Raw genomic sequence first — 15,923 nt, forward strand, 5'->3', positions numbered from 1 at the left:
GTTTGTATTAGTTTTTAGCTTCTGGAAAATGTGTTGGAACGGCGAATTTTCTTTTGTAATTGCACAATGCCAAACAGCAAGGCTTCTGCCGTGGGCGGACATCCCGGCACATATATATCCACCGGAACAATGCGATCACATCCGCGCACTACGGAATAGGAATAATGATAATAACCACCGCCGTTGGCGCAGGAGCCCATGGAAATCACCCAGCGTGGCTCGCTCATTTGATCATACACTCGTCTGAGTGCAGGGGCCATTTTGTTACACAATGTGCCGGCAACAATCATGACATCGGATTGGCGCGGACTGGGGCGGAAAATAACGCCAAAACGATCTAAATCATAACGTGACGCAGCGGAATGCATCATTTCTATGGAGCAGCAAGCAAGACCAAAGGTCATCGGCCACATGGAACCGGTGCGTGCCCAGTTAGTCAGGCTATCCACAGTGGTCGTGAAATGCCCGCGCTCTGAAAGTAACGCGCCGACATCTGCTGGCGGTCGTGCTGAAGGCGACAATGTGTCTTCTGGACTCAACGTGGTTACTCCCATTCCAGTGCGCCTTTTCTCCATTCGTATACAAAGCCAATAATCAATACAGTAAGAAACAGCATCATTCCCCAAAAACCTAGCGCACCCAACGTGCCGCTTTTGAGTTCTATGGCCCACGGCAAAAGAAATAAAACTTCTAAATCAAACAAAATAAACAAAATAGCGATGAGATAATAGCGCACGTCAAATTTCATTCGCGCATCTTCAAAAGGTTCAAAACCACATTCGTAAGGTGCATTTTTTTGCGCATTTGCCCGTCGCGGCCCCAACAACATGCCGAGCATAATCGGTGCCACGCCGATAACAAGGGCAACACCGAGAAAAACAAGAATAGGAAAATATTCCTCCAACATGATTAATTACACACTTCCGCACGGCGAACATTTGCCGTTGGTGCCGATGGCCAGACTCGAACTGGCACGGAGTAACCTCCACTGCCCCCTCAAGACAGCGTGTCTACCAATTTCACCACATCGGCATATTGTCATTATTCTGGCGCCACCGGTGCTACGGGTTCTTTTGGGGTTAGCTCCTCAACCGCTTCCGGCACTTCAATTGCTGGCTGTCCGGATTGCAACTCTTCCAGTACTCCTTTGCCGCTTTCGCCCAAATAAAAACTTAGTGCAAGCGATGACAACAAAAATAAGGTAGCTAGTGCGGAAGTGGTGCGAGTAAGAAAATTGGCTTTACTGGCAGTGTCGTACAGACCGCCTTGTGCACCACGTCCAAACGAGGCACCCATGCCTACGCCTTTGCCTTGTTGTAAAAGGATAACGCCCACCATGAGTAAGGAAGAAACAATAGTAATTGATAACAAAAATATTTTCATTGATTTATCTATTAATGCCGCTGTGGGCGCAAATATCGGAAAACAGCGTCGGTTGTAAAGACGCACCACCCACTAAACCGCCATTCATGTCGGATTGTCCTAACATGTCGACGTTACTGAGCGAAACGCTACCACCGTACAGAAGTGGTATTTTATCTCCAATCGTGGGATTTTCAGTAATTAACCACTGGCGAAGATGTCGCCGCACTCGTGCAATTTCATCAACTGTGGGTGTATTACCGCTCCCAATCGCCCACACCGGTTCATAGGCTATCACTGCTTCGGTTAATTTCACTCCTGATGCCGACAGCGCTTGCAGTTGCCGATGAATAACGTCATCTGTCTTGCCGGCAGCTCGTTCTTCGATGCTTTCTCCCACGCACAACACTGGGCACATCCCGGCGGTAACGGTGGCAGCAATTTTGGCAGCGCAATCTTTATCCGTTTCATGCAGCAGTACTCGCCGTTCGGAGTGACCAATCAGCGCATAACGACATCCTGAATCGGCAGCCATGCGTGCCGAGACTTCTCCAGTATAAGTGCCATTATCGATCCAGCGGGCGACGTTTTGCGCTCCTATCGCTACCATTGTCGGCAAGGCAGCCCGTACAGTGGCGAGATAAGGTAACGGTGGGCAAACCACAATTTGGCAGTTTGGTGGTGGAACAAATTTTGCTGTCCATTCATTGACAAAAGCGGTATCACCGTGCATTTTCCAATTAGCAAAAAAAAGTGCTTGCATAATCGTTATTGGGTGAGCCAATGAGGTGGAAAAATCAGCATTAGAGTTGCAAGTTCGTAACTTGACGTGTTAGCGCTGCTAAATCTTCTGCTGTTCCAATATCAATGCGATAGTCCAAGGTGCCGTCAAAATACGTTTCCAGATTGTCATTGATTTTCGCGGCGGCAGTGGCAATATCGGCAGCCATTGCGCTTACTGCCGCCACGCGCGATGAAGAAACGGTTTGATAGGCGGTTTCTCCTGTTTTTACCGCCGCCGAAAATAACACTGACAAGCCGTGCGCTTCTAACTGTGCTACTGGTAAGGTAAATGTTACTGGATCGCCTTTTTCTGGGTAAGAGGGAGAAACTAAATATTTCACTACGCTGGCTTGTGGAGCAAAATTTATCCTCGTTGTTGCTAGTGTGCCGTCGGCAAAGGCTCGGATAATATCGGTAAATGAAGATTCCAGTAATGACAGTACGTTAATGCACTCAGGGTCGCCAAAACGAGCGTTAAATTCCATAAACTTAATACCGTCTGCGGTCAGAAAAAAACCGCCGTTGATTACGCCATTAAAGTGCAAATCGTACGCTCTCATATCGGCAACAACAGAGCGCATCATGGTTTCACAGGCTTTCGCGTTGGTGGGAGACAAAAAAGGGAGACACCCGTCGGCAGCGGAAAAGCAACCCATACCACCGGTACCAGCACCGATGTTTCCTGCGTAGCGATAGGGGTAATCATAAGTTGCCGGTGCCGCAATTACAGTGTTACCGTCGGTCAACCCCATTATGGTAAATTCAACTCCGCGCAATTTTTCTACCCACAGCACTTTGTTCCCGGTTGCCAGCAATTGTGCAGTGTAATCTGCTGCTGCAGCTTCATCGGACAAGTGCTCACCCATTACTTTAACGCCTTTGCCACCGGTCAATCCCTGCGGTTTGACTACGATTTCCTTACCTGCCTCGGCAAAACTTTTTTGCGCACCGGCAATATCACTTGCTGTTGTGATAATTTTAAAAAATGGCGTTACTTCGGGAAATAAACGCGCCATAATTTCCATGGCATAAATTTTGTCCCATTCAATGCGTGCGCCTTCGCGAGTGGGGCCGGCGGTACTGATTCCCGCCGCCAGTAGTGTGTCAACCACGCCGGCTTGAAGCGGATTGTCAGCATTGACAAATACATAGTCAATGGCTTGTGCGGCAGCAAAGTCTGCCACCAATTCACCGTCATTAATATTCCCCAAACAAACTGCGCCGCCAGTTTGTTGAGCACAGTCCACAATCGTTGGGTTGTTGTGTGCCATCACAGCGTATACCATACTGTCTTTGGCTAGCTGTCGTGCAAAAGCGGCCTCTCGGCCACCGCCACCTACAATCAAAAATTTATCCACAAAATTTCCATTATTATATTTTTATCATCAACGTGTTTGACCTCCTATGGCATTTCTTGATAGCTAACTATCTGCAAAAATGCCTTTTTTAACTTTACGTATTATTATGCAAAGATCATTGTATATGACTTTCTCGCAGTCAAACAGGTTGTTTTTCGTTGAGCAATGAATTGGGTTATCCCTGCGCCGCCGTTGCAGCAATAGTGTAACAAATGTCATTTACTGTGGCGCCGCGAGATAGGTCGTTGGCCGGTGCCGCTAGTCCTTGCATGAGCGGACCAATGGCGACAATTTTTGCTGTTTGCTGCACTGCTTTGTAGGTAATGTTGCCAGAAGCTACGTCAGGAAAAACCAGCACCGTCGCCTTCCCCGCCGCTTTCCATTGTGGAGCTTTTTGTGAGGCGATTATAGGCGACACTGCTGCATCATACTGAATGGGTCCTGCCACAGGAATATCGGGTAGCAGTGCTTGCGTCAGTGTGGTCGCTTCGCTCACGCGTGCCACTTCATCGCTTGTGGCACTATCACCGGTGGCATAACTTAGTAAAGCCACCACAGGTGAAACACCAAAATGTACGGCGGTTTGCGCGCTTTGCACGGCAATACTGCTTAGTTGTGCTGCGGTCGGACGAACATTGAGCGCACAATCTGCAAATATCTTAATGCCTTGCGGTAAACACATCAGAAAGCAAGAAGACACTAAATCAGCATCTTTGGCAGGACCGATAATTTGTAACACTGGTCTGAGCACTGCTGCTGACGTGGTTGCTGCTCCTGCGACCATGCCGTCGGCCTCCTGTGCTCGTACCATAGCGGCGGCGGCGGCGGTAGCGTCTGTTTGTAACCAAACTCTTGCTGCCTCCTCCGTTAGTCCTTTGTGCGCCCGCCATTTTGCTAACAATGGCGCCAATTGATCAATATTGGGTGTTTCAACGGCGACACTTGTTGGCAGGTCAATTCCCGCCTCATCTGCGTGGCGGCATACGGTTGCTGTCTCTCCTAGCAATATACAGTCGGCAATACCTGTCAATTGCGCTTTTGCCGCTGCCGCAAGCACGCGAGAATCGCCACTCTCAGGTAATACAATGCGCCGCCTTTTTTGTTTGGCTGCTGCAATCAAAAAATCTGCAAAATTGTTTGAGTTTGTTGTCATACGGTGATTGTAATACCAAAATTTTAAAGGGATAAGAATTTATTAATTTGCTAATCTAAAAATTTTTTGTTTTTACAACACAGAGAATGTAATTTGTATTTTCTAATAATTAATTTTTATTTGCTATGCTGATTCGGATAAATATTATTTTGCGTTTGTATTCCTTTTGGATTTTCCGTATTGCCGCCGCAAAGCGAGTAAAATTGATTTTTTGCACAGGAGGCATGATGAGTCACCCAGAAATAGACGATATTCGCATTACCGACACGCGAAAGTTGGTAACGCCGCGTGCGCTGCTAGATAAGCAACCAGTAGATGATGACACTGCTGCTCATATTATGCAATCGCGCCAAGCGGTGGAACGTATTATTCATGGTGGCGACGATCGACTACTTGTGATTGTTGGACCGTGTTCCATTCACAATCGCGAGGTAGCGCTGGAATACGGAGCTCGTCTTGCTGAATTAGCGACAGAATTGTCGCGCCGATTGGTGGTGATAATGCGGGTATATTTTGAAAAGCCGCGTACTACCATCGGCTGGAAAGGATTAATCAACGACCCTCACCTAAATGGTACTTATGCTATCAATGAAGGGTTGCATTTGGCACGCGATATTTTATTGCAATTAAATCGCATGCATCTGCCCTGTGCCACCGAATTTTTAGATGTTATTTCTCCCCAGTATTACGCTGATATCATTAGTTGGGGTGCGATTGGCGCGCGCACTACCGAAAGCCAGTGTCACCGCGAGTTAGCATCTGGGTTATCATGTCCTGTCGGGTTTAAAAATGGCACTGGCGGTAACATGCAAATTGCCGCTGATGCCGTGCGTTCTGCTAGCCGACCTCACCATTTTTTATCGGTGACCAAAGAAGGACAAATGGCTATTTCTACAACTAAAGGTAATAAGCACTGTCATATTATTTTGCGAGGCGGCAACGGGCAGCCAAATCATGACAGCGAACACATTGAGCAGGCGTCAACATTGCTGTCTAAATCAGGTCTGCCGGCACGAGTGATGGTGGATTGTTCTCACGCCAACAGTGGTAAAAATTTTCGTCGCCAGCCGGAAGTTGTCGCTGACATCGCTCGGCAGATGAATGCCGGCGACATGCGCATTATTGGTGCAATGATTGAAAGTAATTTGGTGGAAGGTAATCAAGAAATTGTCCAAGGTCAGGAGTTGGTGTACGGTCAAAGTGTAACTGACGCTTGTGTAGGCTGGGATGTGACGGTGGACATGTTGCGTCAGCTAGCCGACGCTGTTGGCCAGAGGCAGCGTAATTTGCGAGTTCAAGAGTAAGCACCTGTGCTTGCTGTCGCTCACCGTTTCTCCGTTGCACCGATGATGCGGTATTCTCATTTTCCAGCACGCCAATTATGGCGTTTTTTGTGTCCGCCAGCATTGCTATACACCGAAATGTTAACGGCGGAAGCTGTTATCTACGGTCGGCGTGAACAATTATTAAAATTGCCGGCAGAACAGCAACCGGTAGTGGTGCAATTGGGTGGGGCTTCTCCGGATCGACTTGCGGAAGCGGCGCGTATTGCAGAAGCCATGGGCGCGGCGGAAATTAATTTTAATTGTGGTTGTCCCAGTCCGCGGGTACGGTGTGGGCACTTTGGCGCAAGTTTGATGAAAACGCCAGAATTAATGGCGAGATGTGTGGAGGCAATGGCGGCAGCGGTGCAAGTCCCGGTAACCGTCAAATGCCGTTTGGCGGTAGACGATATGGATGCGGAAACGGCATTGGATGACTTTTGTCGTCGGGTGTTTGCTGCTGGTGCACGAGCACTGGTGGTGCACGCCCGACGTGCCTGGCTAGATGGATTAAATCCAGCGCAAAACCGCACAGTGCCGCCGCTAGATTATGCGCGGGCGTATCGACTCAAAGAGTCCATTGGTGACAAGTCAATTATTATTAACGGCGGTATTAACACGGTGGAAGAAGCTTTACGACATTTAATAAAAATGGACGGCGTCATGTTGGGCCGCGCCGTGGTTCGGAGCCCGTATATGTTGGCAGCGGTGGCGCGAAATATCTTTGGTATCACGCCACCGGAGCGTTGTGCTGCATTGCGTTATATGTTGGAAAAAGCGGCACAGTCGCCGCCGCGCACGTGGTCGCAATATGTGTCGGCGTTGGCTGGGCTATTTCATGGTGAGCCCAACAATAAGTACTATCGACGGCGACTGGCATTACCACAAGCGGCGGCATTGCGGGCGTTGTGCGAAGAGTAGACAAATCTGTCAGATAAAAAATAATCGCCATGGAATTATGGGTTCCCATCACGTTGTTTGCCGCTGCCATGCAAACTGTCCGCACTGGCTGGCAAAAAGCGCTCAAAACCGACATGGACGATTACGCGGTTACATGGGCGCGATTCGGTTTTGCTCTACCGCTGGCGCCATTGTATCTCGTCTTACTTGTAGCATCGGGATTAGCATTACCCGTTGTCAATAGTCAGTTTTTTACTGCGGCAGCGATTGCTGGAGTATTACAAATTATTGCTACTATCATGTTGGTGGCGCTGTTTTCGAGGCGTGAATTTGCCGTTTGCACGGCGTTTTCTAAAACTGAAGCAGTGCAAGTTGCACTTTTGGGCTCGCTTTTTTTCGGTGAAGATTTATCTTTGTTGGGAATGTACGGTGTTGCGCTGGGCGGTATCGGCATTGCGCTCATGTTACCGCGTGGTGGCAGTTGGCAAACAGCGGCAATAGGCATTTGCTCCGGAACGGCTTTTGCGCTTACAGGGCTTTTCGTTCGCCAAGCGATTTTTGCTTTGGGTGATGCTGACCCATTGGCGGCGGCGGCGATGACGCTAGCAGTCATGTTGTTGTTACAAACCTTATTGTTGGGGATTGTTTTGTGCTTTCGTTCGGGTGCGCCGTTTCGTCGTTTGTGGCAGGCAAGAGGGCATGCGCTGGCGGTCGGAGTAAGCGGTTTTTTGGGTAGTATTGGTTGGGCGACGGCTTTTGCGCTTACGAATCCAGCTTATGTGAAAACGCTGGCACAGGTAGAATTACCATTAGCTTATGTGTTGGGGCGCACTGTTTTTCGAGAAAAGCTGCGCCCATTAGAAATTATCGCTATGAGCATTTGCGCTATTGCTGCGATTGTTGTAGCGTTTGTATGAACGGCGATTAGCGTTTTTTTATTTTCCACAGTGCGAATAATGACTTTTCAAACGCGTTCCTGCGGAATATTTTTATCGATGCCTACACAAATATACAAGCCGGTTGATGATTAAATAGAATTTGATTCGTTGACATTAACCACCTATAATCTACGCAGATAAAAATACAGATTGAATAATTAAATTTGGATTATTAATTAAACGATGAATTTTTTAATTTTACAACACTTACGGTTAGAAGATCTTGGGTATCTTAAAGATTTAATGATTCGCGATGATCATCGTATGCACGTTGTTGAGTTGGATGAAGGTGAAAAAATACCTAATCATCTGGACTCATATGACGGCATGATATGTATGGGCGGTCCTATGGATACTTGGATGGAAGCAGAATATCCATGGTTAATAGATGAAAAACAACGTATACGTGAATTTGTTGTTGAGCAGCAAAAGCCTTTCTTGGGTGTTTGTCTGGGTTGTCAGTTATTGGGCGAGGCAGTGGGTGGAGATATCGTGCGCTCTACTCTGCCCGAAATCGGCGTGTTGGACGTGCATCTTTCCACCGAAGCTAAGCAAGATAAATTGTTTAGCACTTTCCCCAAATCTGTCAAGGCTTTGCAGTGGCATTCATATGAAATTTCTAATCTGGAAAACCATCCGCATGTTACGTTACTTGCTTCTTCATCGAATACAAAATATCAAGCATTCCGCTATCGGTCGCACGCATATGGTGTGCAGTTTCATGTAGAAATTCGTGCTGATACTGTGCGCAGTTGGGGTGCTATACCAGAATATAAAAGTGCGCTAGAAAAAGAACTCGGCGTAAATGCACTGACAGAAATTGACAATCTTGCCACCACTAACATGCGAGAAATGAACTTCCATGCGTCGCTACTGTATGATGGATTTATTCAATTAGCACGAAAAATTAACAACCAGTAATTTTTATTTACAGAAATACAGTTTGGTAAATTGTAGAGAGCCGTAATTATTACTGAATTGGTTAATTTAAATGCACGCTCGCGTGATAGTTTTGATGTGACGGTGTGTGATAAAAACAATTTCGTGATTCTTTTCCGTTGCCGACGGCAGTTATAATGTTTGTGGCGAGTGAGTTAAACGACCGCCTGCGGTTATTTTTTCCGCGGGAGGAAAGTCCGGACTCCGCAGAGCAAAATGCCGGGTAACGCCCGGGCGCCGTGAGGCGACGGAAAGTGCCACAGAAAACAAACCGCCATCGTCTGAAAAGGCGGCGGCAAGGGTGAAATGGTGCGGTAAGAGCGCACCGCACGAGCGGTAACGCCCGTGGCAGGGTAAACCCCATTTGGAGCAAGGCCAAACAGGAACTATGGCGCGGCTCGCGTCGTTTCGGGTAGGCCGCAAGAGGGTGTCGGTAACGGTACTCCCAGATAAATGGTCGTTCTTGACAGAATCCGGCTTATAGACTTTCTCGCCACTTGTTATCGTTAAATTTAATGAACAGCTGAAAGAAATTCAATTTTTTTCATGGTAATAAATTGGGATAGACTTTTTCCGTTGAGATTGGTTTTTTACTCTTGCGGGTTAATTCTAAAAAACGTAGGCGTTTCATGCACGATGAATTAACAGCAATATTTTTATACCAAGTGAGATTTAACATATAAAATGAAAGTTGTGAAAAATTCCTTCCACTCGCTATACTGAAAAAATATCGTGACAGAAAAAAAAGACAATGATCCAATGCGCCATGTAAGCTTATACCCGCTCACCGCCATTCGTGTTTTTCGAGAAGCGGTTAAGGAAAACAGTTTTACTGGAGCGGCATCGCGCTTGAATGTCACGCAAAGTGCAGTTAGCCAGCGCATCAAGCAAATAGAAGAACACATTGGATCGCCGCTTTTTTTGCGGCAAAAGCACAAACTGACGCTTACTGAAGAGGGGCGTTTTTTGTATGAGGCTTCTGATGAGGCACTGGAATCCATTGCCCGCGCTGTTAACGGAATCATTTCGGGCAATATTGCACACCGCATTGTGTTTGGCGTGTTGGCTTCTTTTGCGTCCAAATGGTTAATTCCTCGCCTAAATCGTTTTTATGCGTGTGAGCCCTCTATTCAAATGACTATTCGTTCGGTTAATCACACTATTGATGTGGAACACGAAAATGCTGAATTGGCGGTAGTTAATTTGCCGTCGCCGCCGGTTGCACCTTCTTTAAGTTGGCAGCTGTTGTGGCGTGAACAGTTGTTTGCCGTTTGCAGTCCAGCATATCTTGAGCATATCGATAAGCCGTTGCGTGAGCCTGCTGATTTGCGACATCACACTTTGTTGCATGATGAAACCGAAGTTTCTAGCAGTCGCAATCTTAACTGGAAGACATGGTTGCAGCACACTGATGCGGCGGACACCGTTGACCTGAGGTGGGGGCATTTTTTTACGCAAAGTGATTTGGCATTACAAGCCGCTGTTGAGGGGCAGGGTATTGCTTTGGCACGTTCATCGCTAGTAATGGAGGATATGCGTCAACAGCGATTAGTGGACCCGTTTGATTTTAAAATTAATGCAGATTCAAGTTGCTATGTGTACGGTCTCAAAAGTACTTGGGATATCCCAAAAATTGTGCAGTTGCGTCGTTGGTTGGGGAACGAAGCCGCCGCTGACTATCAACTACTAGAGAAATAATATTGTGCGTGAAATTATCGCTTTAATGTTGTTGTACGTGGCGGCGCAATTTGTTGATGTGGGGAGCGAAGAAGGTAGTTTTGGGACGGCTTTAGGGCTAATTATCAGTATTGGGTTGATTCTTTTTTTGGCGTTAGCGCTGGCCGAACGTTTTTATACCAATATGGGTAAATGGTTTCGTGTCACGCCCGGCACGCCACAATTTTATGATGACGATGATGAGAATTCATCATCTTGATGTTAGGCGAAAAAAATAATCACGGCACTAGGTGTGATGATATAAATCCACCAGCTGTTAATGAGCTACCGCCGCTGCTGCTGCCTCGTCAACCAGTCGCCCAGTAATAAAACGTTCTAAAGAAAATGGCGCGGCTAGGGCGCTTGCTTCGCCGCGTGCTAGTGTCTCGGCAAATGTATGACCACTGCCCGGTGTAGATTTGAATCCGCCAGTTCCCCAGCCGCAGTTGAAAAACAATTTTTTCACCGGCGTTGCTGACAAAATCGGCGAGCGGTCGGGCGTAATGTCTGCAATACCTGCCCACTGGCGTAGCATATTGACGCGGGAAAATATTGGATACAGTTCTACAATGGGGGCGACAACATGTTCAATTTGATGAAAACTGCCGCGTTGCGTGTAGGAATTGTAAGGGTCGGAACCACCACCCATGACTAGTTCCCCTTTGTCTGATTGGCTAATATAGGCATGTACCGTGTTGGACATGACGACGCAGTCAAGTATCGGCGCTATCGGTTCGGAAACAAATGCTTGCAGCGGAACGGTTTCTATAGGTAAACGAAAACCCGCCATGGCAGCTAGCACGCCGGCGTGTCCCGCTGGCACCACGCCAGCCGCTTTATTTACGCCGATGCGCCCACGAGTGGTTTGGACACCGGTAAGTGTTCCGCCAGTGGTGTCAAATCCGGTAACTTCACAATTTTGGATAATGTCTACGCCCAAAGCATCGGCGGCGCGAGCATAGCCCCACGCTACTGCATCATGGCGAGCAATACCGCCACGTCGTTGTAAAATGGCGCCTAGCACTGGAAAACGACCATGCAAATTGATAAACGGTACCCACTTTTGTACCTGTTCGGGGGTGAGCATTTCCGCATCCACGCCGTTGGCGTAGTTGGAATGACCTCGCCGCCCAATTTCGCGTAAATCGCTGAGTGTGTGTGCCAAATGTAGCAAGCCGCGCGGCGAAAACATGACATTAAAATTGAGTTCCATTGACAACGTGTGCCACAGTTTAATGGCGTGGTTGTATAGCCCTGCTGATTCATCCAGTAGATAATTGGAACGAATGATAGTGGTGTTACGTCCGGTATTGCCGCCACCGAGCCAGCCTTTTTCTACGACGGCGATGCGTCCAACGTGGTGTTCTTTTGCTAGATAATAAGCCGTTGCCAACCCGTGTCCACCGCCGCCAACGATGACATAATCATAAGACGATTGTGGTTCGGGATTGCGCCAAGCACGAGGCCAGTTTTGATGATAATTAATAGCGTTGCGCGCTAGTGAAAATATTGAATAACGTGCCATAACGCAGAAATTATACCGATATGTGGCAATGCTCGTTTAAATTTTGCTGACACATAACTTATAAGACAGGAAGAAAAATAATATTACTTGACTATAACCAGCAAGATGCTTGCGGGGCGCTAGAGGAAAAGGCAACTATAGTTATGAAAGATTGATTAACCCGCTTTCATAAATCACGAAAATTGGATGTTGAGTGCAAGAAACGAAAGAAAGTATTGGTTTTGTGTTGTTGAAGAGATAGGCGTAAGAGTGATTATCAAACGCCAGCCAAAACGGATGCGGGAGTAGGATTTGAACCTACGACCTTCAGGTTATGAGCCTGACGAGCTACCGGTCTGCTCCATCCCGCAGCCGAATTTTACCACTTGTATTGCCCTGCCGGTCAGTAGTGGTGACGAAAAAATTCGCCGCCTACCGCATCTTAATTATCAGTTTGCACAGTAAAGATAATATTGCGACCGTTGCGCCAAACAAAAAATACAATGGCGGATTCTTTATTTTCCTTGATTCCGGCAGCTAGGGCTGATTGGTTTTCTATTGGACGGCGGCGTTTGTTAACCAGTAAATGCGTAATTATGTCATTAGGACGAAATTGATTTATACCTTCTGGTGCGCCTCTGCTGCCGGATATTTCTTTGACAAGCACACCAAAATGCAACCCGGTTTCGCGTTTGAAATTATCATCCAGATCTTCCAGTGTTAGTCCCAAAATTGTTTTTGGGATCGTGTCGTCCAGCGAATCCAACACTGCTACTATTTCTAATTCGCCACCATCACGCCAGACAGACATAGTTACCGTTGTTCCCGGTGGGGTGTCGCCGACAATGACGGGTAGCGATACCGAAGAATTTATGAGTTCATCGTTAAATTGTAAAATAATATCGCCGCCTTGTAGACCTGCATTGTCGGCGGCACTGCCTTTGACTACATCGTTAATTAACGCACCGCGCGGTTTATCCAGACCAAAACCTTCGGCGGTTGATGGAGATACCTCGGTATAGGCTACACCGAGCCGCCCGCGTCGTACCACACCGTCGGTGCGCAGGCGTGCTTGGATGCGCATGGCAACATTGATGGGAATGGCGAACGATGCACCGACAAAGGCGCGTACCGGCGAAACAATTTGCGAGTTAATGCCGATGACGTTACCTTCCAAATCCATTAGCGGGCCGCCGGAGTTACCAGGATTAACGGCGGCATCGGTTTGAATAAACGGTACATATGCTTCGGAGGGCAATCGTCGTCCCAAGGCGCTGATGATGCCAGCGGTGAGTGTTTGGTCTAACCCGTACGGCGAGCCCAGTGCCGCTACCCACTGTCCTACTTGTACTTCATCGGAATCACCAATGCGTGCTACCGGCAGCGGTTTTTTTGATTCGATTTTGAGTAGCGCGATGTCAGTACGCTCGTCTATGCCTACCACCTCGGCTTCATAATCATCGCCGTCTTTGAGGGTGATAACAATCTTGTCCATGTTGGCGATAACGTGAGCATTGGTCATCACATAGCCATCGGCATCAATGATAAATCCGGAACCGGCGGAGTGCTGAAAATGATGAGGTGCGCCGCGTCGTGGTTGCTGCCGTTCCCAAAAATCAGGGGGGAACAAGTCGGGCGGGAATAATCCGCGTGGGAAAGGCAATGCTTTACTATGTCCTTTTCCGGCTGCTACTTCGCGTGTTGCGCTGACGCTGACTACCGCATCAGCACTGTTTTTTATTAATGCCGTAAAATCAGGCAAGGCCATCGCCGTTGCCGCTGTTGCTGCAGACGCAATTACCATGGAAGCAGACAGTGCCGTCGCCAAAATTAACGTTAATGTTTTTTTCATTTCAGGGCCTCAAATTTATCAAACATCAAATATCATAAGCTTTTTTAGGGGCAAGTTCAACCTTAAATCACCACTTTGCAACACGCTGATACATGCTGTTACTGCTGCAATAGCGAGATTTTTAATGTAAGGAATAAATCCAGTGTGTGAGGTGGTGTTAATATTTGGAGGCATTCTAGTGTTACTAGAATTACAGCACGTAGCGGGCACGGCCGCGATTTTGTGCCAATGTGGCTAACCGATCATTAACCATTTCCGTATCTACTGTCACAGTTTGACCTGTCATTTTGTCTGCTTCAAATGACACTTCTTCCAGCAGTTTTTCAATCAGTGTGTACAGCCGCCGAGCACCGATGTTTTCACCGTTGTCATTGACTTGCCATGCAGTTTCGGCAAGACTAGTCACACCGCCTTTGACGAATTTTAATGTGATTTTTTCGGTGGCCATTAACGCTTCATACTGGCGAGTCAGGCAAGCGTCGGTGCCATCTAAAATTTGTTTAAAATCGTCAACCGTTAATGCTGCCAACTCTACCCGCAAGGGAAAGCGTCCCTGTAATTCAGGAATCAAGTCGGAAGGACTGCAATAATGAAAAGCGCCGCTGGCAACAAATAAAATGTGGTCAGTGTGGACATTACCAAAACGGGTAGACACTGTGGTGCCTTCTACCAGTGGCAGCAAGTCGCGTTGCACACCGTGGCGTGATACGTCGGATCGCGCATCATTATCAGCGATTTTGTCAATTTCGTCAATAAACACAATGCCGTTATTTTCTACGCTATCAATGGCGATGTCTTTGACGTCATTCATGTCCACAAGTTCGTTAATTTCCTCTTCAACAATCATGTCAAAAGCATCAACAACATCCAAGCGGCGTTTTTTTCGGCGTTCACGGGCTACGGACTGTAGCATTTGCTGAAATTGTGAAGCCATTTCTTCCATACCCGGTGGTGCCTGCATTTCTACCATAGGCATGGCACTAATTTCGATTTCAACTTCTTTCTCATCTAAATCGCCACGGCGGAGTTTGAGGCGCAATTTTTCCCGTGTTGCTGCCGCATCCTCGTCACTGCCGGGCAATAGTGCGTCCAATACCCGTTCTTCGGCACGTTGCTCGGCTTTTTCGCGCACTTCCTCGGCGCACTCAGCGCGAGCGTTTTCCACTGCTACTTCCAGTAAATCGCGGATAATAGAATCTACGTCGCGTCCAACATAGCCGACTTCGGTAAATTTGGTTGCTTCTACTTTGATAAACGGAGCGCCCGTCAACCGCGCTAGTCGTCGCGAAATTTCAGTTTTGCCGACGCCTGTGGGACCCATCATCAAAATATTTTTGGGTACAATTTCGTCACGCAATGGTAGCTCTACTTGCATGCGCCGCCAGCGGTTGCGTAGCGCTAATGCAACGGTGCGTTTTGCCGCACTTTGCCCGACAATATAACGGTCAAGCTCACGCACGATACGGCGCGGCGTCAGTTCTTCCATACTCAACGGTTCTTCATTCACATTTTTTTCTATATTAGGCAAAATAATATTGGTGTGAGATTTAAGAATTATCGGTTGTTAATGTTTCTATCAAAACATGGTCATTGGTGTACACACACATGTTACCGGCGATAGCCATAGATTTTTTGACAATCTCAGTTGGCGGTAAGTCAGTATTGTCAGCGAGTGCTCGTGCTGATGCTTCGGCAAAACCGGCACCGCTACCGATAGCAATAATTCCTGCTTCAGGAGAGAGCACATCGCCCAATCCCGATAATACCAACAAATCCTTGCGATCGGCAATCATCAGCATAGCTTCCAAACGGCGCAGCACGCGGTCGGTACGCCAGTCGCGCGCTAAGTCTTCTGCCGCTTTTGCGAGTCGCCCGTGATTAGATTCAAGTCGTTTTTCAAAACGTTCCAAAAGAGTAAAAGCGTCCGCTGTGGCGCCAGCAAAACCGGCGAGCACTGTATCATTGGCTAGCCGATGCACCTTTCTCGCTGATGATTTGATAATGGTGTCGCCTAGCGTGACCTGCCCATCACCGCCCATTGCCACGTTTCCGTCCCGATGGACGCAAAGAATGGTGGTGCCGTGCATAGTGAGCGA

16 protein-coding genes, 2 tRNA genes and 1 other RNA gene are annotated in these 15,923 nt (G+C 47.7%); 7 read left to right on the top strand and 12 right to left on the bottom strand.

Features of this window, described 5'->3' with window-relative positions:
* Positions 1 to 14: 14 nt before the first annotated feature.
* The 7 genes from NQX30_02065 to NQX30_02095 form a co-directional block, all read right to left on the bottom strand.
* Positions 15 to 575 carry an NADH-quinone oxidoreductase subunit B gene (locus NQX30_02065; GenBank protein MDM5147165.1) on the bottom strand — a complete coding sequence of 187 codons (561 nt, stop codon included), beginning with the start codon at positions 573 to 575 and terminating at the stop codon, positions 15 to 17.
* A complete protein-coding gene (locus NQX30_02070) occupies positions 545 to 910 on the bottom strand; it encodes an NADH-quinone oxidoreductase subunit A (protein ID MDM5147166.1) in 366 nt (121 codons plus the stop codon). The genes NQX30_02065 and NQX30_02070 overlap by 31 nt, the downstream gene beginning before the upstream one ends.
* 35 nt (positions 911 to 945) lie before the next feature.
* A tRNA-Leu gene (locus NQX30_02075) sits at positions 946 to 1,032 on the bottom strand.
* Between the two features lie 9 nt (positions 1,033 to 1,041).
* On the bottom strand, positions 1,042 to 1,383 hold the full coding sequence (secG, locus tag NQX30_02080) for a preprotein translocase subunit SecG (protein MDM5147167.1): 342 nt from the start codon (positions 1,381 to 1,383) through the stop codon (positions 1,042 to 1,044).
* Positions 1,384 to 1,387: 4 nt separating this feature from the next.
* The gene (tpiA, locus tag NQX30_02085; protein MDM5147168.1) at positions 1,388 to 2,125 is read right to left on the bottom strand and encodes a triose-phosphate isomerase; all 738 of its coding nucleotides are present in this window, start codon (positions 2,123 to 2,125) and stop codon (positions 1,388 to 1,390) included.
* A 40-nt stretch (positions 2,126 to 2,165) separates the two neighbouring features.
* On the bottom strand, positions 2,166 to 3,503 hold the full coding sequence (locus NQX30_02090) for a hypothetical protein (protein ID MDM5147169.1): 1,338 nt from the start codon (positions 3,501 to 3,503) through the stop codon (positions 2,166 to 2,168).
* Positions 3,504 to 3,678: 175 nt separating this feature from the next.
* Positions 3,679 to 4,656 (bottom strand): phosphate acyltransferase, encoded by a 978-nt coding sequence (locus NQX30_02095; protein ID MDM5147170.1) that lies wholly within the window; start codon positions 4,654 to 4,656, stop codon positions 3,679 to 3,681.
* Positions 4,657 to 4,883: 227 nt separating this feature from the next.
* On the opposite strand from NQX30_02095, the gene NQX30_02100 reads away from it, so the two are divergent.
* The 7 genes from NQX30_02100 to NQX30_02130 all read left to right on the top strand — a co-directional run bounded on the left by NQX30_02100 (position 4,884) and on the right by NQX30_02130 (position 10,691).
* The gene (locus NQX30_02100) at positions 4,884 to 5,960 is read left to right on the top strand and encodes a 3-deoxy-7-phosphoheptulonate synthase (GenBank protein MDM5147171.1); all 1,077 of its coding nucleotides are present in this window, start codon (positions 4,884 to 4,886) and stop codon (positions 5,958 to 5,960) included.
* A gap of 6 nt (positions 5,961 to 5,966) precedes the next feature.
* Positions 5,967 to 6,899 (top strand): tRNA dihydrouridine(20/20a) synthase DusA, encoded by a 933-nt coding sequence (dusA, locus tag NQX30_02105; protein ID MDM5147172.1) that lies wholly within the window; start codon positions 5,967 to 5,969, stop codon positions 6,897 to 6,899.
* 29 nt (positions 6,900 to 6,928) lie between these two features.
* The gene (locus NQX30_02110; GenBank protein ID MDM5147173.1) at positions 6,929 to 7,795 is read left to right on the top strand and encodes a hypothetical protein; all 867 of its coding nucleotides are present in this window, start codon (positions 6,929 to 6,931) and stop codon (positions 7,793 to 7,795) included.
* 204 nt (positions 7,796 to 7,999) lie between these two features.
* Positions 8,000 to 8,737, top strand: a complete 738-nt coding sequence (locus NQX30_02115) for a type 1 glutamine amidotransferase (GenBank protein MDM5147174.1) — start codon at positions 8,000 to 8,002, stop codon at positions 8,735 to 8,737.
* Between the two features lie 165 nt (positions 8,738 to 8,902).
* An RNA gene (rnpB, locus tag NQX30_02120) (RNase P RNA component class A) lies at positions 8,903 to 9,252 on the top strand.
* 235 nt (positions 9,253 to 9,487) lie between these two features.
* On the top strand, positions 9,488 to 10,453 hold the full coding sequence (locus tag NQX30_02125) for a LysR substrate-binding domain-containing protein (protein MDM5147175.1): 966 nt from the start codon (positions 9,488 to 9,490) through the stop codon (positions 10,451 to 10,453).
* 4 nt (positions 10,454 to 10,457) lie between these two features.
* Positions 10,458 to 10,691, top strand: coding sequence for a hypothetical protein (locus NQX30_02130; protein ID MDM5147176.1), 234 nt, complete (start codon positions 10,458 to 10,460; stop codon positions 10,689 to 10,691).
* Between the two features lie 57 nt (positions 10,692 to 10,748).
* Here the strand turns inward: NQX30_02130 and NQX30_02135 are convergent, their stop codons facing one another.
* From NQX30_02135 to hslV, 5 genes are all read right to left on the bottom strand, one after another.
* Positions 10,749 to 11,996 carry a sarcosine oxidase subunit beta family protein gene (locus NQX30_02135; protein MDM5147177.1) on the bottom strand — a complete coding sequence of 416 codons (1,248 nt, stop codon included), beginning with the start codon at positions 11,994 to 11,996 and terminating at the stop codon, positions 10,749 to 10,751.
* A gap of 276 nt (positions 11,997 to 12,272) precedes the next feature.
* Positions 12,273 to 12,346, bottom strand: a tRNA-Met gene (locus NQX30_02140).
* A 71-nt stretch (positions 12,347 to 12,417) separates the two neighbouring features.
* Positions 12,418 to 13,827 (bottom strand): Do family serine endopeptidase, encoded by a 1,410-nt coding sequence (locus tag NQX30_02145; protein MDM5147178.1) that lies wholly within the window; start codon positions 13,825 to 13,827, stop codon positions 12,418 to 12,420.
* A 190-nt stretch (positions 13,828 to 14,017) separates the two neighbouring features.
* Positions 14,018 to 15,313 (bottom strand): ATP-dependent protease ATPase subunit HslU, encoded by a 1,296-nt coding sequence (gene hslU, locus NQX30_02150; protein MDM5147179.1) that lies wholly within the window; start codon positions 15,311 to 15,313, stop codon positions 14,018 to 14,020.
* Between the two features lie 61 nt (positions 15,314 to 15,374).
* Positions 15,375 to 15,914 (bottom strand): ATP-dependent protease subunit HslV, encoded by a 540-nt coding sequence (hslV, locus tag NQX30_02155; protein MDM5147180.1) that lies wholly within the window; start codon positions 15,912 to 15,914, stop codon positions 15,375 to 15,377.
* Positions 15,915 to 15,923 lie beyond the last annotated feature (9 nt).

It is taken from the genome of Candidatus Persebacteraceae bacterium Df01 (genome assembly GCA_030386295.1).
Classification (GTDB): Bacteria; Pseudomonadota; Gammaproteobacteria; order Tethybacterales; family Persebacteraceae; genus Doriopsillibacter; species Doriopsillibacter californiensis.

Excerpts from the sequence above, each read along its gene's own strand:
- hslV (MDM5147180.1), bottom strand. The coding sequence starts at position 15,914 with ATGCACGGCACCACCATTCTTTGCGTCCATCGGGACGGAAACGTGGCA.
- NQX30_02100 (MDM5147171.1), top strand. The coding sequence starts at position 4,884 with ATGAGTCACCCAGAAATAGACGATATTCGCATTACCGACACGCGAAAG.
- NQX30_02145 (MDM5147178.1), bottom strand. The coding sequence starts at position 13,827 with ATGAAAAAAACATTAACGTTAATTTTGGCGACGGCACTGTCTGCTTCC.
- NQX30_02110 (MDM5147173.1), top strand. The coding sequence starts at position 6,929 with ATGGAATTATGGGTTCCCATCACGTTGTTTGCCGCTGCCATGCAAACT.
- secG (MDM5147167.1), bottom strand. The coding sequence starts at position 1,383 with ATGAAAATATTTTTGTTATCAATTACTATTGTTTCTTCCTTACTCATG.
- NQX30_02065 (MDM5147165.1), bottom strand. The coding sequence starts at position 575 with ATGGAGAAAAGGCGCACTGGAATGGGAGTAACCACGTTGAGTCCAGAA.
- NQX30_02115 (MDM5147174.1), top strand. The coding sequence starts at position 8,000 with ATGAATTTTTTAATTTTACAACACTTACGGTTAGAAGATCTTGGGTAT.
- NQX30_02135 (MDM5147177.1), bottom strand. The coding sequence starts at position 11,996 with ATGGCACGTTATTCAATATTTTCACTAGCGCGCAACGCTATTAATTAT.
- NQX30_02095 (MDM5147170.1), bottom strand. The coding sequence starts at position 4,656 with ATGACAACAAACTCAAACAATTTTGCAGATTTTTTGATTGCAGCAGCC.
- tpiA (MDM5147168.1), bottom strand. The coding sequence starts at position 2,125 with ATGCAAGCACTTTTTTTTGCTAATTGGAAAATGCACGGTGATACCGCT.
- hslU (MDM5147179.1), bottom strand. The coding sequence starts at position 15,313 with ATGGAAGAACTGACGCCGCGCCGTATCGTGCGTGAGCTTGACCGTTAT.